Origin of the sequence: Pseudoxanthomonas sp. z9 (assembly GCF_006542425.1) — a bacterium.
Classification (GTDB): Bacteria; Pseudomonadota; Gammaproteobacteria; order Xanthomonadales; family Xanthomonadaceae; genus Pseudoxanthomonas_A.
In genome coordinates this window covers 98,048-115,598 of record NZ_VFID01000002.1, presented here as the reverse complement: position 1 = coordinate 115,598, position 17,551 = coordinate 98,048, and the positions used below count along the sequence as shown (strand labels likewise).

Annotated in this window: 19 protein-coding genes; 16 read left to right on the top strand and 3 right to left on the bottom strand. The window is 66.5% G+C overall.

What is annotated here, in order from left to right; genetic code table 11:
• Window positions 1-74 precede the first annotated feature (74 nt).
• The 3 genes from FG323_RS01510 to cmk form a co-directional block, all read right to left on the bottom strand.
• Window positions 75-380 (bottom strand): integration host factor subunit beta, encoded by a 306-nt coding sequence (locus tag FG323_RS01510; RefSeq protein WP_141452670.1) that lies wholly within the window; start codon window positions 378-380, stop codon window positions 75-77.
• Between the two features lie 95 nt (window positions 381-475).
• A complete protein-coding gene (gene rpsA / locus FG323_RS01505; protein WP_141452669.1) occupies window positions 476-2,155 on the bottom strand; it encodes a 30S ribosomal protein S1 in 1,680 nt (559 codons plus the stop codon).
• A gap of 201 nt (window positions 2,156-2,356) precedes the next feature.
• Window positions 2,357-3,025 carry a (d)CMP kinase gene (gene cmk, locus FG323_RS01500; RefSeq protein WP_141452668.1) on the bottom strand — a complete coding sequence of 223 codons (669 nt, stop codon included), beginning with the start codon at window positions 3,023-3,025 and terminating at the stop codon, window positions 2,357-2,359.
• 160 nt (window positions 3,026-3,185) lie between these two features.
• Here cmk and ykgO point away from each other — a divergent pair, with 160 nt between their 5' ends.
• The 16 genes from ykgO to FG323_RS01420 all read left to right on the top strand — a co-directional run bounded on the left by ykgO (window position 3,186) and on the right by FG323_RS01420 (window position 17,492).
• Window positions 3,186-3,311: a type B 50S ribosomal protein L36 gene (gene ykgO / locus FG323_RS01495; RefSeq protein ID WP_010342887.1), complete on the top strand. Its 126-nt coding sequence runs from the start codon at window positions 3,186-3,188 to the stop codon at window positions 3,309-3,311.
• A 124-nt stretch (window positions 3,312-3,435) separates the two neighbouring features.
• A complete protein-coding gene (locus FG323_RS01490; protein ID WP_141452667.1) occupies window positions 3,436-3,768 on the top strand; it encodes a hypothetical protein in 333 nt (110 codons plus the stop codon).
• 19 nt (window positions 3,769-3,787) lie between these two features.
• A complete protein-coding gene (locus FG323_RS01485) occupies window positions 3,788-4,825 on the top strand; it encodes an agmatine deiminase family protein (RefSeq protein WP_141452666.1) in 1,038 nt (345 codons plus the stop codon).
• 180 nt (window positions 4,826-5,005) lie between these two features.
• Window positions 5,006-5,977: an aldo/keto reductase gene (locus FG323_RS01480; RefSeq protein WP_141452665.1), complete on the top strand. Its 972-nt coding sequence runs from the start codon at window positions 5,006-5,008 to the stop codon at window positions 5,975-5,977.
• A 7-nt stretch (window positions 5,978-5,984) separates the two neighbouring features.
• The gene (locus FG323_RS01475; RefSeq protein ID WP_141452664.1) at window positions 5,985-7,274 is read left to right on the top strand and encodes an MFS transporter; all 1,290 of its coding nucleotides are present in this window, start codon (window positions 5,985-5,987) and stop codon (window positions 7,272-7,274) included.
• Window positions 7,275-7,361: 87 nt separating this feature from the next.
• Complete coding sequence (locus FG323_RS01470) at window positions 7,362-8,249, top strand: carbon-nitrogen hydrolase (RefSeq protein ID WP_141452663.1); 888 nt, start codon at window positions 7,362-7,364, stop codon at window positions 8,247-8,249.
• A 12-nt stretch (window positions 8,250-8,261) separates the two neighbouring features.
• Entirely contained in the window at window positions 8,262-8,792 is a 531-nt protein-coding gene (locus FG323_RS01465) for a GNAT family N-acetyltransferase (protein WP_141452662.1), read from the top strand.
• Window positions 8,785-10,041: a TraB/GumN family protein gene (locus FG323_RS01460; RefSeq protein WP_141452661.1), complete on the top strand. Its 1,257-nt coding sequence runs from the start codon at window positions 8,785-8,787 to the stop codon at window positions 10,039-10,041. The genes FG323_RS01465 and FG323_RS01460 overlap by 8 nt, the downstream gene beginning before the upstream one ends.
• Before the next feature lie 51 nt (window positions 10,042-10,092).
• Window positions 10,093-10,908 carry a hypothetical protein gene (locus FG323_RS01455; protein ID WP_141452660.1) on the top strand — a complete coding sequence of 272 codons (816 nt, stop codon included), beginning with the start codon at window positions 10,093-10,095 and terminating at the stop codon, window positions 10,906-10,908.
• An 86-nt stretch (window positions 10,909-10,994) separates the two neighbouring features.
• Window positions 10,995-11,522 carry a sigma-70 family RNA polymerase sigma factor gene (locus tag FG323_RS01450; protein ID WP_141452659.1) on the top strand — a complete coding sequence of 176 codons (528 nt, stop codon included), beginning with the start codon at window positions 10,995-10,997 and terminating at the stop codon, window positions 11,520-11,522.
• 31 nt (window positions 11,523-11,553) lie between these two features.
• The gene (locus tag FG323_RS01445) at window positions 11,554-11,871 is read left to right on the top strand and encodes a DUF4880 domain-containing protein (RefSeq protein ID WP_141452658.1); all 318 of its coding nucleotides are present in this window, start codon (window positions 11,554-11,556) and stop codon (window positions 11,869-11,871) included.
• Window positions 11,872-11,967: 96 nt separating this feature from the next.
• The gene (locus FG323_RS01440; protein WP_141452657.1) at window positions 11,968-14,214 is read left to right on the top strand and encodes a TonB-dependent siderophore receptor; all 2,247 of its coding nucleotides are present in this window, start codon (window positions 11,968-11,970) and stop codon (window positions 14,212-14,214) included.
• 169 nt (window positions 14,215-14,383) lie between these two features.
• Window positions 14,384-14,704, top strand: a complete 321-nt coding sequence (locus tag FG323_RS01435) for a DUF3649 domain-containing protein (protein ID WP_249887965.1) — start codon at window positions 14,384-14,386, stop codon at window positions 14,702-14,704.
• On the top strand, window positions 14,701-16,326 hold the full coding sequence (locus FG323_RS01430; RefSeq protein ID WP_141452655.1) for a PepSY-associated TM helix domain-containing protein: 1,626 nt from the start codon (window positions 14,701-14,703) through the stop codon (window positions 16,324-16,326). The genes FG323_RS01435 and FG323_RS01430 overlap by 4 nt, the downstream gene beginning before the upstream one ends.
• Complete coding sequence (locus FG323_RS01425) at window positions 16,323-16,676, top strand: DUF3325 domain-containing protein (RefSeq protein WP_141452654.1); 354 nt, start codon at window positions 16,323-16,325, stop codon at window positions 16,674-16,676. The genes FG323_RS01430 and FG323_RS01425 overlap by 4 nt, the downstream gene beginning before the upstream one ends.
• A gap of 39 nt (window positions 16,677-16,715) precedes the next feature.
• Window positions 16,716-17,492: a ferredoxin--NADP reductase gene (locus FG323_RS01420; RefSeq protein ID WP_141452653.1), complete on the top strand. Its 777-nt coding sequence runs from the start codon at window positions 16,716-16,718 to the stop codon at window positions 17,490-17,492.
• The last annotated feature ends 59 nt before the right edge of the window (window positions 17,493-17,551 follow it).

The following is a 17,551-nucleotide window of genomic DNA, read 5'->3' as shown; positions in this document are numbered from 1 at the left end:
TGGCCTTGTGCGCAGCAGTGCATGGCGCCGGCTTGCGGTTCCGGCCCGGCCGGACGTCGCAGGAAACGGAAGAATCAGTCCGCGCTTTCTTCCACTGGGGTGACGTCGCTGACGCGTTCGCGCAGCTCCTTGCCCGGCTTGAAGTGGGGGACGTGCTTGGCCGGAAGGGCCACGGAATCACCGGTCTTGGGGTTGCGGCCCATGCGCGGCGGGCGGTAGTGCAGCGAGAAACTGCCGAACCCACGGATTTCGATGCGATCGCCCTGCGCCAGCGCCCCGGCCATCATTTCCAGCAACGCCTTCACGGCCAGGTCGACATCTTCGGCCTTGAGGTGCGGCTGGCGGCGGGTCAGGATTTCGATGAGTTCTGATTTGGTCATCGCGCAGGCTTTCGGACGGATACGTTCCGCACCGGCCCGGGTCATTGACCCGGGCCGGCCGGAAGCTTGTGTTGCTTACAACGGACTTGCTTGGCTTACTCGGACTTGTTGCCGTCCAGCTGCGCACGCAGCAGCGCGCCCAGCGTGGTGGTGCCGCCCGACGCGGACTGGTATTCCTCCAGCACTTCGCGCATTTCGGCTTCGTCCTTGGCCTTGATCGACAGCTGCAGGGTGCGGCCCTTGCGATCCATGCCGATGAACTTGGCTTCGATCTTGTCGCCGACCTTCAGGTGCTGGCTGGCGTCGTCGATGCGTTCGTTGGCGATGTCGCGGGCCGACACGTAGCCTTCGATGCCGTCGGCCAGTTCGACCACGGCGCCCTTGGCGTCGACTTCCTTCACCACGCCCTCGACCTTCGAGCCCTTCGGATGCGCGGCCATGTACTGGCCGAACGGATCCTGCTCCAGCTGCTTGACGCCCAGGCTGATGCGCTCGCGCTCCGGATCAACGGCCAGCACCACGGCTTCCAGCGTGTCGCCCTTCTTGAAGTTGCGCACGATGTCTTCGCCGGTGGTGTTCCAGCTGATGTCGGACAGGTGGACCAGGCCGTCGATGCCGCCGTCCAGGCCGATGAAGATGCCGAAGTCGGTGATCGACTTGATCTGGCCGGACACCTTGTCGTTCTTCTTGTGGGTGGCCGCGAAGGTTTCCCACGGGTTGGCGGCAACCTGCTTCATGCCCAGCGAGATGCGGCGACGCTCTTCGTCCACGTCCAGCACCATCACTTCGACCTCGTCGCCGACCTGCACGACCTTGGACGGGTTGACGTTCTTGTTGGTCCAGTCCATCTCGGACACGTGCACCAGGCCTTCCACGCCCGGCTCGATCTCGACGAACGCGCCGTAATCGGTGACGTTGGAGACCTTGCCGAACACGCGGCTGTTGGCCGGATAACGGCGGGCGATGTTGTCCCACGGATCCTCGCCCAGTTGCTTCAGGCCCAGCGAGACGCGGTTGCGCTCACGGTCGTACTTGAGCACGCGGACGTCCAGTTCCTGGCCGACCTCGACCACTTCGGACGGATGACGCACGCGCTTCCACGCCATGTCGGTGATGTGCAGCAAGCCGTCGATGCCGCCCAGGTCGACGAACGCGCCGTAGTCGGTGAGGTTCTTGACCACACCCTTCAGCACCACGCCTTCCTGCAGCTTGTCCATCAGCTGCTCGCGCTCTTCCGAATGCTCGCTCTCGACCACCGCGCGGCGGGAGACGACCACATTGTTGCGCTTGCGATCCAGCTTGATGAGCTTGAACTCCAGCTCCTTGCCTTCCAGGTAGCCCGGATCGCGGACCGGACGGACGTCGACCAGCGAGCCCGGCAGGAACGCGCGGACGTCCTTGATGTCGACGGTGAAGCCACCCTTGACCTTGCCGCTGATGCGACCGGTGATGGTTTCGTTCTTCTCCAGCGCCTGCTCCAGCTCGTCCCACACCATGGCGCGCTTGGCCTTCTCGCGCGACAGGACGGTTTCGCCGAAGCCGTTCTCGATCGAGTCGAGGGCCACCTTCACTTCGTCGCCCACGCCCACGTCGATTTCGCCGGCGTCGTTCCGGAACTGTTCGATCGGCACGATGCCTTCGGACTTCAGGCCGGCGTTGATCACCACCACGTCGTTGCGGACTTCCACGACGACGCCGGTGACGATGGCGCCCGGCTTCAGCTTGGCCAGTTGGGTCTGGCTCTGTTCAAACAGTTCGGCAAATGATTCGGTCATTGTTGATTACTCGGTTGGACACACGGACGGTGCTCGCCTGGCGGCGTTCCCCCGTCCACCCTTTCGGCACATGGGAAAAGTGCCGTGTGTAGTTGAAGTGGAAAAACCGTCGCCCCGGTGCGGACACCGGAGAACGGGGCTGTTTCTGCTGACGGATTCCGCGGCGTGCCGTGAACCGGAAGTCGCCGCGATGAATTGCGATCAACGACTCACGATGGCCAGCACACGCCCCACGACTTCGTCGATGCCCAGGCCGGTGGTGTCGATGTGGACGGCGTCGTCGGCCGGCCGCAGGGGCGCCACCGTGCGCTGCGCGTCACGGGCATCGCGGGCGAGAATCTCGCGTAGCAGACCGTCTAAGGTAACCGAAACCCCTTTGTCTTTCAACTGCTTATAGCGCCTTTCCGCCCTTTCCTCGGCGCTGGCGGTCAGGAACACCTTGTAGGAGGCATCCGGGAAGATGACCGTACCCATGTCGCGCCCGTCGGCAACCAGCCCCGGAAGCTGCCGGAAGGCCCGCTGGCGCTCCTTCAGGGCCGAGCGGACCTCGGGAATCGCGGCGATGGCCGAGGCCAGCGCGCCGGTGGTTTCCAGTCGCAGCTCCTCGGTGGCGTCCACATCGTCGACGATGACCCGCAGGCCCTGCGGGCCGTCCTGGAAGCGGACCTGCGTATCGAAGGTGCAGCGGACCAGCGCCGCGGGGTCGGAAATGTCGAGATCCGCCCAGCTCGCCGCCACCCCGACCGCCCGGTACAGCGCGCCGGAATCCAGGTAATGCCAGCCCAGGCGGTCGGCGACGATGCGGCTGACCGTGCCCTTGCCGGCCCCGGACGGGCCATCGATGGTGAGGACGGGAATGGTCTCGGGCATGGGGAATCCTGTGGTTTTCACACTATTATGCCGCCCCGCCCGCACCGCGGGCGCCGGCGTTTCCCGCCACTTCCGGCAACCACTTGATACGGCTGGGGAAATACCTTTAGAATAGCGGGCTTCGTTTCGCCCCATATTCTTTTTACGCCGAGGTTTCATCATGAAGGTCCTGTCCTCCCTGAAGTCGGCGAAGGCCCGTCACCGCGACTGCAAGGTGGTCCGCCGCCGCGGTAAGGTCTTCGTGATCTGCAAGTCCAATCCGCGTTTCAAGGCGCGCCAGCGCTGAGTTTCCGCGCCGCGGGCGACCTTCCGGTCCCACCCGCGCGGAGCTCCCGGAAAACCGCCTTCGGGCGGTTTTTTGTTGCGGCGCATTTGCTATAAATGCCGCTTCTTTCCGGGGGAGTCTCGCCATGAACCGCCGCATCCTCGCTGTTCCGATGTCAATGCTGCTGGGCATGAGCGCCAGCGCCTTCGCCGCAGACACCCTGCTCGTCGATCGCGTGCAGGAAACCGCCGCCCAGGCCGCGCCGGTGCGCGGCTGGACCAGCACCCAGGTGCAGGCGCGCTTCGGCGAACCGCAGCAGAAGCTGGAACCGCGCGGCGGCCAGAAGCGGCAATGGCCCACGATCCATCGCTGGGTCTATCCCGCATTCACCGTGTATTTCGAGCGCGACCGCGTGATCGACGTGGTCGCCAACCAGGCCGGTCCGGACGAAATCGGACCCAAGCCGCCCATCCGTTGACCGCACACCGATTGGTACGATGACCGACGCTTTCCGTTTTCCCGCCGAGTGGGAACCCCAGTCCGCGATCCTGATTGCCTGGCCGCATGCCGACACCGACTGGGCCGAACGCCTGGGCGAGGTCGAGGAAACCTACGTGGCGCTGGTAGCGGCCATCACCCGCTTCCAGGACGTGGTGATCTGCGTCGCCGACGATGATCTGCAGATCTATGCGGAAGCCCGGCTGCGCTCGGCGCGGGTGGACATGGACCGGGTTCGCTTCGTGCCGGCCGAGTACGACGACACCTGGCTGCGTGACTCCGGTCCGATCAGCCTGCGCGACGGCGGTCGCTTCAAGCTGCTCGATTTCCGCTTCACCGGCTGGGGCGGCAAGTTCGAGGCCAGCCGCGACGATCGCCTGGTGGGCGAGCTGTCCGGCATGAACCTGTTTCATAACTATTTCGTTCAAAGCATTGATTTTGCATTGGAAGGTGGCGCCATCGAAACCGACGGCGAAGGCACGTTGCTGACCACCTGGCAATGCCTGCACGAGCGCCATCCGCAGGCCAGCCGCGAGGAGCTGACCGCCCGGCTGGGCGGCTGGCTGAAACAGGATCGGGTGCTGTGGCTGGACCACGGCTACCTGGAAGGTGACGACACCGACGCCCATATCGACACCCTCGCCCGCTTCGCGCCGGACAACGCCATCGTGTTCCAGGCCTGCGACGATCCGGCCGACTCGCACTTCGCCGAACTCCAGGCGATGGCGGCCGACATTGCCGCCCTGCGCACCCGCACCGGCGAACCCTACCGCCCGTTCCCGCTGCCCTGGGCGCAACCGGTCCTGGACGACGGTCGCCGCCTGGCCGCCTCGTACGCGAACTATCTGATCCTCAATGGCGCGGTGCTGATGCCGGCCTACGGCGACCCGGCCGACGCCAAGGCGGCGGAAGTTCTGGCGGCGGCCTATCCCGGCCGCGAAATCGTGCAGGTGCCGTGCCGGGCGCTGATCTGGCAGAACGGCAGCCTCCATTGCATCACCATGCAACTGCCGCAGGGCTTGCTCTCCGCGGTCTGAGTGGCGGACTCGGCAATTCGAAACAAACGGGGTGGATTCGCATGAATCCGCCCCGTTTCACATTTCGGGTCGAAACATCGCGACTAGGTCTTTGGTTGGGGCGGCATTGAACGCTTCGTTTACACATGAGTGATACCAATCACTGATAACGCTCTCTTGCCCCGCGCGAAGGAGTCCACGATGTACACACGTCGCCAGTTCCTTGCTTCCACCGCCGCGGCTGCCGCCGGTCTTGGCCTCGCAGCCTGCCGGGATACCGCCGAGGCCGGCATGACCCAGAGCGCGCCTGGCAAGACGCCCCCCGCGGCCGACGCCGCGCCGCCAGGACCGCTCAACACCCGGCTGATTCCGCGCACGCAGGAGCGCATTCCCGTCATCGGGATGGGCACCTCCGGTAGTTTCGAAGTGGGAAGCAGCGCGGCGGAACAGGATCCGTTGCGCGAGGTGTTGAAACGTTTCTTCGCCGCGGGCGCCAGCGTCATCGATACCGCGCCGACCTACAGCACCGCCGAGGACGTGCTCGGTCCCCTGCTGGCCGAGCAGAGCCTGCGATCCAAGGCCTGGCTGGCGACCAAGCTCTCCGGCGTCACCGGGCGCGAGGAAGGCCTGGCCCAGTTCAACGACAGCCTGCGCCGCCTGCGGACCGACAAGGTCGAACTGCTGCAGGTCCACAACCTCGGGGATCTGAAGGCGCAACTGGCGCTCGCGCGCGAACTCAAGCAGCAGGGCAAGGTGCGCTACGTCGGCGTCACCCACTACGTCGAGCGCGCGCAGGACGAACTCGCCGACATCGTCCAGGCGGAGAAACCCGACTTCCTGCAGATCAACTATTCGGTCGTTTCGCGCGGTGCGGAGAAACGGGTGCTGCCGCTGGCGCAGGACCTTGGCGTGGGCGTGATGATCAACCGCGCGTTCGAGGATGGCCGCTTGTTCGCGCAGGTGAAGGACAAGCCGCTCCCCGGCTGGGCGGCCGAGGCCGGCATCACCAGTTGGGCGCAGGCGTTCCTGAAGTTCGCCTTGAGCCATCCGGCGGTGACGGTGGTGATTCCCGCCACCGGCAAGCCGGAGCGGCAGAGCGACAACCTGCGCGCCGGCGTCGGACCGGATCTCGATGCCACCCAGCGCCAGTCGCTGATCGCCCAATTCGCCTGAGTACCCGATGAGCGACGCCTCGCCGCGCCCCAACCTGATCGCCCGCCTGTTCAACGTCGAACCCCGCGAGACCGCCGCGGTCGTCGCGGGACTGGCGCTGTTCTTCCTGCTGTTCACCGGCTACTTCATGCTGCGTCCCGTGCGCGAGACGATGGGCGTGGCCGGCGGCGTGGACAACCTGCAATGGCTGTTCACCGGCACCTTCGTGGCGACCCTGGCGGCGATGCCGCTGTTCGGCTGGGTGGCGGCGCGGGTGCGGCGGCGGCACATCCTGCCATGGACCTTCGGCTTCTTCGTGCTGAACCTGCTGGTTTTCGCCGCGCTGTTTGCCTGGCAGCCGGAGAACGTCTGGATCGCACGCACGTTCTACATCTGGCTGTCGGTGTTCAACCTGCTCACCATCTCGTTGGCCTGGAGCGTGCTAGCGGACCTGTTCGTGGTGGCGCAGGCCAAGCGGCTGTTCGCGTTGATGGCCGGCGGTGCGAGCCTCGGCGGTTTATGCGGCCCCATCCTCGGCACCCTGCTGGTCGAGCCGTTGGGGCATGCGGGGCTGGTACTGCTGTCCGCGCTGTTCCTGGCCGGCAGCATCGCCGCCGCCAACTGGCTGCAGCGCTGGCGCGACGCGCATCCGCTTCCGGTCCAGGACGCCGCCGCCCGCAGCCGCCCGCTGGGCGGGAACCCGTTCGCGGGCGCGACGGCGGTGTTCCGCTCGCCGTACCTGCTCGGCATTGCCCTGTTCGTGCTGTTGCTCGCCAGCGTCAGCACCTTCCTGTACTTCGAACAAGCGCGGCTGGTCGCCGAAACCTTCCCGGACCGTACCCGCCAGACCCAGGTGTTCGGCCTGATCGACACCATCGTGCAGAGCCTGGCGATCCTCACCCAGATCTTCATCACCGGTCAGATCGCGCGCCGGCTTGGCGTCGGCATCCTGCTGGTACTGGTGCCGCTGGTAACCGCTGCCGGTTTCCTGTGGCTGGCGCTGGCGCCGACCTTCGCGGTGTTCGCGGTGGTGATGGTGGTGCGCCGCGCCGGCGAATACGCGTTGGTGCGGCCGGGCCGCGAAATGCTCTACACCGTGGTCGGCGCCGAGGACAAGTACAAGGCGAAGAACTTCATCGACACCGTGGTCTACCGCGGCGCCGACGCCCTCAGCGGCTGGGTGAAGCGGATGCTGGACCTGGTCGCCGAGCATCCCGCGCTGGCGATGTTCATCGGCGCCGGCATCGCCTTGGTCTGGGCCGGCAATGGCGCCTGGCTGGGACGTGCCCAGCGGCGTCGCGAGCAGGCCGGCGGCTGACGCCGGCGCATCCGCCGTTCACCCGCGGTCGGCCCGGGACCGGGCCATCCGCGTTACCATGCGCGTCCGCTCAACACCGCTCCTGCCATGACCCGCAAGACCTCCCTGCCCGTCGCCCTGATCCAGGAAAAGAACCACGGCGATGCCGACGCCAACCTGTCGGTCATCGAGGAACGCGTGGCCGAGGCCGCCTGCCGCGGCGCACGCTTGGTGCTGCTGCAGGAACTGCACAACGGTCCGTACTTCTGCCAGCACGAGTCGGTCGGCGAATTCGACCTGGCCGAGCCGATTCCCGGCCCCAGCACCGAACGCCTGGGCCGCCTGGCGAAACAACACAACGTCGTGCTGGTGAGCTCGCTGTTCGAACGCCGCGCCACCGGGCTGTACCACAACACCGCGGTGGTGTTCGAGAAGGACGGCAGCATCGCGGGCAAGTACCGCAAGATGCACATCCCGGATGATCCGGGCTTCTACGAGAAGTTCTATTTCACTCCCGGCGACATCGGCTTCAAGCCGATCGACACTTCGGTCGGTCGCCTGGGCGTGCTGGTGTGCTGGGACCAGTGGTATCCGGAAGCCGCGCGCCTGATGGCGCTGGCCGGCGCCGAGCTGTTGCTGTACCCGACCGCGATTGGCTGGGATCCTGACGACGCGCAGGAAGAAAAGAATCGCCAGCGCGATGCGTGGGTGCTGAGCCATCGCGGCCATGCCGTCGCCAACGGCCTGCCGGTGCTCAGTTGCAACCGCGTCGGCCACGAACCCTCGCCGCTGGGCACGTCCGGCATCCAGTTCTGGGGCAACAGCCACGTGCTGGGTCCGCAGGGCGAGTTCCTCGCCGAGGCCGGCACCGACGCCACCCTCCTGAGCGTGGAAGTGGACATGGAACGCAGCGAGCACGTGCGCCGGATCTGGCCGTTCCTGCGTGACCGCCGCATCGACGCCTATGGCGATCTGCTCAAGCGCTACATCGACTGAGGCATCACCCGCTTGCCCCTGCACATCCGCGACGCCACCGAGGCCGACATCCCGGCCATCGCCGCCCTGTACGCCGACGAAGTCCGCGAGCGCGTGGCGACCTACGAGTACGACGTGCCCGACGAGGCCGAGATGGCGTCACGCCTGCGCGCGGTGCAGGCGGCGGGCTATCCCTATTTCGTCGCCGAGCGCGACGGCCGCTTCGCCGGCTACGCCTACGCCAGCAGCTACCGCGGCCGCATCGGCTACCGCTGGACCGTGGAGGACACGGTCTATATCGTTCCCGAGCAACAGGGCCAGGGCGTCGGCAGGGCGCTGCTGCAACGCCTGATCGACGCCTGCGAAGCCAGCGGCTTCCGGCAGATGATCGCGGTGATTGGCGAACCCGCCAACGGCGCCTCCGTCGCCCTGCACGAAAAGCTGGGCTTCCGCATCGTCGGCGTCTTCCCCGGCCTGGGCCGCAAGCATGGCCGCTGGCTCGATACCGTGCAGATGCAGCGCGCGCTCGGCGCGGGCGATGGCGCGGCCCCTTCCGATGAATGACACCATGAACGACCCCACGCCGTCCCCTCTTCCCGCCGCGCACGATCCGCTGGCCGGCCAGCCGCACCAGATCGTCGAACGCGACGGCATCCGCTACACCCTGCTTGGCACCGCGCACGTCTCGCGCAGCAGCGTGGACGCCGTGCGCGCGGCGGTCGCCAGCGGCACCTACGACAGCGTGGCGGTCGAGCTCGACGCCGGCCGGTTGCAATCGCTCACCGATCCCGATGCCCTGGCGAAGCTGGATCTGGTCAAGGTGCTGCGCGAGGGCAAGACCCACCTGTTCGCCGCCAACCTGGCCCTGGCCGCGTACCAGCGCCGACTGGCCGAGCAGTTGGACGTGGAACCGGGCGCGGAGCTCAAGGCCGGCGCGCTCGATGCGCGCGAGCGTGGCCTGCCGGTGCACCTGATCGATCGCGAGGTCGGCCTGACTTTCAAGCGTGCCCTGCACCGGTTGAGCTGGTGGGGCCGGGCCAAGATCAGCGCCGGCATCCTGGCCGGCATGTTCGCCGACGAGGAAGTCGGCGATGCGGAAATCGAGAAGCTGAAACAGGGCGACATGCTCGAATCGAGCTTCGGCGAATTCGCCCAGGACAACCCGGCGCTGTACGAGGCCGTGATCGCCGAGCGGGATCGCTACATGGCCACGCGCCTGCGCCAGGCCGGCGGCCAGCAGGCTGCGGGCGACAAGCCGCATGAAATGCTGGCGGTGGTCGGCGCCGGCCACCTGCACGGGCTGGCCCGGCACCTGCGCGAGGACAATGACGAACCGGCCGCCACGCTCGCCGAACTGGAACACATTCCGGAAAAGAGCAGCATTCCCTGGTTCACCATTGTGCTGACCACGTTCGTCCTTGGTGGCTTCGCCTGGGGTTTCTACCGGGGCGGCGTGGACGTCGGTTCGGATCTCATCGTGCAGTGGGTACTCGCGACCGGCGCTCTCGGTGCGTTGGGTTGCGCCATCGCAGGGGGACATCCCCTGAGCATCATCGCCGCGTTCATCGCATCCCCGCTCACCCCGCTGCATCCAGCACTGGCGTCCGGCACCGTGAGCGCCCTGGTCGAGGCGACCCTGCGCAAACCGACCTATGCGGATTTCATGGCGCTGCGCGACGACGTGCAGACCCTGCGTGGCTGGTGGCGAAACCGGGTGGCACGGGTGCTGCTCAACTTCTTCCTGACCAGCCTGGGCACGGCCATCGGTGTATGGACCGGCGGCCTGCGCATGCTGGGCAAACTGTTCGGCTGATCCGGCTGCCGATTGTCCGCTCCGGATCCGCTCGCTCGATTGCGGCAACAGGTGCGGCACTGGACGGCCGACGCCGTCCTGCGCGCGCCGGATCAATGGCGTCGGCGTGGTGATGTGCTGGATCGCCTGGAAGCCTCCGGTTTCCAGGCAGAGGCCGGGCTGTCCCGGCAGGCGGCCGCGCTACGCGAGGAGTTGGAAGCGATCCATCGCGATTTCTGCGCGACACTGCGTGGCGCCATCCGCCAGGGCCGGGGCGCGGAGGCGCTCATTGGATTGGCGGCGGCAGATGAAGGCGGAGCGCCCGATGACAATGGCGATGGCTATGACGCACTGGATGCGTTGCTGGCCGAGGTGCTCGCGCCGGATGCGCCCTCGGCGGACATCGGCGAGCTGCTTCCGGACATGGTGTTCTACCAGCCCACGCCTGCGCGACACTTGCTGGCGCTGCTGCGCCGGCTGGATCTGCGCGAATCCGATGTCCTGATCGATCTTGGCTCGGGGCTGGGCCATCTCCCGTTGCTGACCGCCATCCTCACCCCCGCGCGTGCCATTGGCATCGAAGTGGAAGCCGCCTACGTTGCCAACGCACGCCGCAGCGCCGACACGCTCGCGCTGGATCGGATCCGGTTTCTCGCCGGCGATGTCCGTACCGCCGATCTGTCTACCGGCACGGTGTTCTACCTGTACTCGCCTTTCGGCGGCGCGATGCTCGGCGAGGTCTTGGCCCTCCTTGAGCAGATGGCGCGTGCAAGACCGTTGCGGCTGGCCACGCTGGGCCCCTGCACCCGGGATATGGCGGCCGTTGGCTGGCTGCACACCCGCGATGCCGTGCGTGGCGACGTCCCCGTCCTGTTCCACAGCCGCTGACTCCGCCACACACGTCATTCCGGCAATCTTGTCGACACAAATGATAATGACTATCATTTACATGTTTTGTCACAAAAGCAGACGGCATGGATGGGTTTACCCGCGTTTTCGTCCGCGAGCGCCAGCGCATCGTTCACCTCGCCCGACGGATCGTCGGCTGCGACAGCACGGCCGAGGACATCGTGCAGGACACCTACCTGCGGCTGAAGGATCGCCATCTGGGTGAAGCGGATCTCAGCCTGGTGTTCCGCACCGCGCAGAACCTGGCGCTGGATCATCTGCGATCCCGGCGCGTGCGCCACGAGCATGCACGCCAAGCCAGCCACGATACCGACGTTTCCTCCGCATCCCCGGAACAGATGGCGGACAGCCGCGCGCGTCTGGAAGGACTGCTGCAAACCCTGCGCGAACTGCCGCCGCGCACGCGCCGGGTGTTCCTCATGCAACGCATCGATGGCTGGACCTACCCGCAAATCGGCCAGGCGCTCGGCGTATCGACCAGCACGGTCGAAAAGGAGATGATGCTGGCCATGCATCGCTGCCGCGATTTCCTGCGCCGGCAGGCACAGGCCGAGTCAACCGCGGTCGCCGGTGAACGTTACACGTTGACCTGATCCACATACTGGCCACCGCTCCCAGGCACCCATGTCGGCACCCCACGAGAGCCCAACTCCTTCCCCCTCCGACCAGGCCATTGCCTGGCACGTGCGCCTGCATTCGGGTGTGCCGATGGAGGAGGCCGAGCAGGAACGATTCCTGGCATGGCTGGGTGAACCCGCACACCAGACCGCGTGGGAAGAGACGCTGCAGTTGTCCGAGCAACTGGAACAACCCGCGCGCATGCTCGCGAGCGAGTTTAGTCATATTACTTCCACGCCCCCGTCCCGCGCCGGGCAACCCACGTGGATGGCGGTCGCGGCGTTGTTGCTGTGTTGCGTGGTGATCTACTGCCTGTTGCGTTGAGACGGCGTTCTGCCCGTTGAGTGATTCCCATTGCTGGCGCGTTGTACGTGCGCACCCCACCCGGGGCGAACACCACGCCATTTCAGGAATCACATCATGTCCCCCACCCCCGTTCCCACGCTTCCTTTCCGCCATCCCCTGGCCCAGGCCATCGCCCTGGCGTGCGCGCTGCTGCCTGGACTCGCCCGCGCGCAGGCCGCCTCGGACGGACCGACGACGCTGGATGCGATCGAAGTCCACGGTGAAAAGGAAAACAAGAACTCCTATACGATCCGCGAAACCGGCAGCGCGACCAAGTTGAATCTGTCCCTGCGCGAAACCCCGCAGTCGGTCACCGTCATCACCCGCCAGCGCCTGGACGACATGGGATTGTTCAGCCTGTCCGGCGTGATGCAGCAGGTCACCGGCGTGTTCGTCCAGTACACCGACAGCGAACGCGTCAACTACAACTCGCGCGGCTACGCCATCAGCAATATCCAGGTCGACGGCATGCTCAACACCGGCGGCTATGTGAAGGCCGACGGTGATTCGGCGGTGTACGAACGCATCGAAGTGGTCCGCGGCGCCACCGGCCTGACCACCGGCGCCGGTGACCCCTCCGGCACGATCAACCTCATCCGCAAGCGACCGACCTCCGAGTTCGCGATGACCACCGGCCTCACCGTGGGTCGCTGGAGCAACCACCGCTTCGAAACCGACATCAGCGGGCCGCTGGGATGGAACGGACGGTTGCGCGGCCGGCTGGTGGCCGCCAAACAGCAGAGCGATTCGTGGCGTGACTTCTACACGCTCGACAAGAATGTGCTGTACGGCGTGATCGAAGCCGACCTGACGGCACGCACGTTGTTGACCGCCGGCTACGACTACCAGTCGCCGGAAACCCAGGGCGCCACCTGGGGCACGGTGCCCTACTGGAACGCCGACGGCAGCCTGGCGCGGTTGCCACGCCGCACCAACCTGTCGGCCCGGTGGAGTTCCTGGCCCCGCGAAGATCGCCAGGCCTTCGCCCGCCTGGAACAGTCCTTCGCCAATGGCTGGCTGGCCAGGCTCGCCTACACCCGCGCGGACAGCGGAACCGACGGCTACATGTTCTACGGCGGCAACGGTTTCCCGCGTGCCGACGGCAGCGGCATCACCGTCTGGAACTCCTATTTCCTCGGCAGCACGCGCAGCGACGCGCTGGAGTTCAACGCCAGCGGTCCGCTGCGTCTGTTCGGCCGCGAGCACACACTGCTGTTCGGTTACAGCACGCTGACCCAGCGCGAATACACGCCCTACACCGAGAACGTGCTGCCCGCCGGCTACGCCAGTTGGGACGATTACCTGCGCATTCCCGACTGGCGGACCTGGGACGGTAACGTGCCCCGCTTCGACAGCATCCGCTACGGCCACGACAGCTACCGCTCCCGGGTCAAGCAGACCGCAGGCTTCTTCGCCGCGCGCCTGAACTTCACCGACGCCCTCAAGGCCGTGGTCGGCGCACGCTACAGCAGTTGGGAAACCGCCAGCGAGGAACGCTACAACCCCGCCGGGATCCTGGAAGCGCGCAATGGCTACAAGGTCGATGACGTGCTGACGCCCTACGCCGGCATGCTGTACGACATCAACGACACCCTCACCGTGTACGGCAGCTACACCAACATCTTCAAGCCGCAGGAATACCGCGACAGGAACAACCGCTACCTGGATCCGAACGAGGGCGACAGCTACGAGCTGGGCCTGAAGGGCGAGTTCTTCAATGGCGGCCTGAACGCCAGCGCCGCGGTATTCCGCAGCGAGCAGGACAACCTGGCCGAGATCGACGACTCGGTGCCGCCGCGGATCATCAACGGTTCGCCGACCTATGCCTACAAGTCCACCGGCAAGGGCAACAAGGTGGAAGGCTGGGAACTGGAGGTGCAGGGCCAGATCAATGAAGACTGGAACATCGCCGGCGGTTTCACCCACGCCAAGGCGGAGAACGCGGCCGGCGTGCGTATCAACACCATGCAGCCGGTGGATCTGTTCCGGCTTAACACCTACTACCGCCTGCCCGGTCGCTGGAACCGGCTGAGCGTGGGCGGCGGCGTCACCTGGCAGGGCAAGCTCACCGGCACCGGCAATCGCCCGACGGGTGCATACAATCCGGACGGCACCCCAATCACCCAGCGTGCGCCGCTGGAGCAACCGTCCTTCCACCTGCTCAACCTGTCGGCCAGCTATCGCTTCAGCGACAACATCACCGCCAGCCTCAACGTCAACAACCTGCTGGACAAGGCGTATTACAGCCGGATGGGTTTCTACAACGGCGTGCATTGGGGCGAGCCGCGCAACATCACCCTGAACCTGCGCATCCACCTCTGAACCCGGCATCGACCGCCCCCCCCTGGCAATCCTTGAGGGATGCGGTGGCCTGGCCCGTTGTAGAGGGATGGACACCGGCGCCCGATGGCGTCGGCCGCCGCCAGGGAAGGCGGCTCCCGGGCAGGTGGCGAAGCCGCCTGCCTTTCCTGCTTCAAGCCTGGATGCGTTCGTGAAACCTCTTTTCTCCCCTCGTCCCCGACGCCTTGCCGGCGTGTTCAGGCACCCGCGCGTCGGCATCGCCTCGCGCAGCCTCGCGGCCATCCTTGGTGGCTACGCGCTGGCCGCCACCACCTCGTCCTGCCTCGCCCTGGCGTTGCCGATGGATCGCGCCCAGGCCGTGCTGACAGGCATGCTGGTCGCGATCGTCGTCTGCGCCTGCGCCGCGCTGTGGGCGTTCGCGGTACGCACCGCCCTGCGCGCCTGGATCGGCATCGCCCTGCCCGCGCTGCTGATGGGCGTGGGCACGACCTGGCTGGGACCTGCGGCATGAAGCAGGGTTTCCGCCAGTCGATGGCCTGGCTGCATACCTGGACAGGCTTGCTGGTCGGCTGGCTGCTGCTGCTGATTTTCATGGCCGGTACCGCCAGCTATTACCGCGAGGAAATCAGCCGCTGGATGCGTCCGGAGGTGCCCAGCACCCTCGCGCGGGGGCCGGAAGCGGCCGAGCGTGCGCTTCAATACCTGCAACGGCACGCGGCGCGGGCCGAAAGCTGGACCGTCACCCTGCCAGATGAACGCACCGGCACCTTGCGGATGTTCTGGCGCAATCCCGAGTCCGCCACGCCCACGGACGACGGCAAACGGCGGGGCCGCCGCGGTGGCCGCTTCGGCGACGCCACGGTCAACCCCGACACCGGCGAAGCAATCGCCGCGCGCGAAACCCGTGGCGGCGATTTCTTCTACCGCCTGCATTTCGACCTGCACTACATCCCGGTGGTGTGGGCGCGTTACCTGGTCGGTTTCTGCGCGATGTTCATGCTGGTAGCGATCATCACCGGCGTGATCACCCACAAGAAGATCTTCAAGGACTTCTTCACTTTCCGGCCCGGCAAGGGCCAGCGTTCCTGGCTGGATTTCCACAATGTCAGCGCGGTGATGGCGCTGCCGTACCACGCGATGATTACCTACACCGGCATCGTCACCCTGATGTTCATGTACCTGCCCTGGGGCGTGAAGGCGGCCTACCCGGCCGACGAGGATGCGTTCTTCAGCGCCGCGTTCGCCCAGTTCGGCGAACCGCGCACGGCGGCGGGAACGCCCACGGCCGGCGCGGACATCGCGCACCTTCTCGAGGCTTCCCGCCTGCATTGGCAGGGCGACGAGCCGGGCGGGTTCACCATCCACCATCCTGGCGACGCCCATGCGATCGTCGAAGTGTTCCAGCGCACCGGCAAACGCCTGTCAATCGACACGCCGTCGGTGCGTTTCGATGGCGTCACCGGACAGCTGCTGGACGCCACGCCCGCGCCGGGCGGCGCCACCCGGACCCGCGGCGTGATGTACGGCCTGCACTTGGCCCGCTTTGCCGACCCGCTGTTGCGCCTGCTGTTCTTCCTGTCCGGACTCGCTGGCTGCCTGATGGTCGCCAGCGGCGTGATCCTGTGGGCCATCAAGGAGCGTCCCAAACACCTGAAGGCGGGGCGCATCGGTTTCGGCCTGCGCCTGGTGGATGCGCTCAACATCGGCACGGTCGCGGGCCTACCGATCGCGTTCGCGGCTTACTTCTGGGGCAATCGGCTGCTGCCGCTGGCGATCGCCGAGCGTGCGTCCGCCGAGGCGAACGTGTTTTTCGCGGTCTGGGCAGTGGCGCTGCTGGCCGCGTTCGCCTGGCCGAAACGCGCCATGTGGGCCTGGCAGCTCTATGCCGGCGCACTGCTGTTCCTGCTTCTGCCGGTGCTCAACGCGCTGACCACCTCGACGCACCTGGGTGTCTCGCTCGCGCAGCGCGACTGGGTGATGGCCGGTTTTGATCTCGCCATGTTCGCACTCGGCGCCGGTCTGGCCTGTGCCGGCCGGCGGATGCAGCGCTGGCAACCGCCTGCAAGCGCGGCGGCGCGGCGGCGGCAGAGCGCCAACGTCGTGGACACCGGGCCGGCCGGAGCAGGCGCATGAGCACGCTCCTGTTCCTACTGCTGACGGCCCTCGCCTACGCCGGTTTCGCGGCGCTGTGCCTGTCGATGGAAAAGCATCAGATGGATCTGCATGGCACCGCACGGGCCGGTGCCGGCCGGATGCGCCAGTGGCGCTGGCTAGGCTGGGGCCTGCTGGCGCTGGCCCTGCTGGTGGCCGGCCAGGCCGAAGACTGGGCGCGCGGCCCGGTGATCTGGCTGGGTGCGATGACTGCCGCCGGTTTGTCGCTGACGCTGGGTGTCCTGCCCTATCGGCCACGCTGGCTGGCTGGCGTTGCCGGGTCCCTGGCCGGTCTCGTCGTGCTGATGGCGATCCACAGATGGCTGGCGTGATCGCCGGTCCCTCCCCTTACCCCTCGTCGGAGCCGATTGATGAGCCTGCACGCGATTGAGCGCGTCACCCACGTCCACCACTGGAACGACAGCCTGTTCTCGTTCCGCACCACCCGCGATCCGGGCCTGCGCTTCGAGAGCGGACACTTCGTCATGATCGGCCTCGAGGTCGAAGGTCGCCCCCTGATGCGGGCCTACAGCATTGCCAGCCCGCATTGGGAAGAACATCTCGAATTCTTCAGCATCAAGGTCCAGGACGGCCAGTTGACGTCCCGGCTGCAGCATCTTCAGGTAGGCGATCCGGTACTAGTCAGCCGCAAGCCGACGGGTACGCTGGTTCTGCATGACCTGCATCCGGGGCGCCATCTCTACCTGCTCGGCACGGGTACGGGCCTGGCGCCCTTCATGAGCATCATCCAGGATCCGGAAACCTACGAACGCTACGAGAAAGTCATCGTGGCACATGGCGTCCGCCACATCAGCGACCTGGCCTACTCGGATTTCATCGAGCGGGACCTGCCGGCGCATCCATTCCTGGGCGATCAGATCCGGCGGAAACTGATCTACCACCCGACGGTAACCCGCGAAGCTTTCCGCAACCATGGCCGGCTTACCGCTCAGATCGCCGATGGTCGCCTCGCGGAAACATCCGGATTGCACGCGCTGCATCCGGCCCGCGATCGCTTCATGATCTGCGGCAGCCCGTCGATGCTCGCGGAAATCCGCGCCCTGCTGGATCAGCGCGGGTTCCAGTGCTCGCCCCGCACCGGTCATCCCGGCGATTACGTGTTCGAACGCGCCTTCGTGGAGAAGTAGACGCGCGCCGCGTGGGTGCCTGCCCCTGCGGAAAGATGCCGGGAAGACTCGCCTTCGCC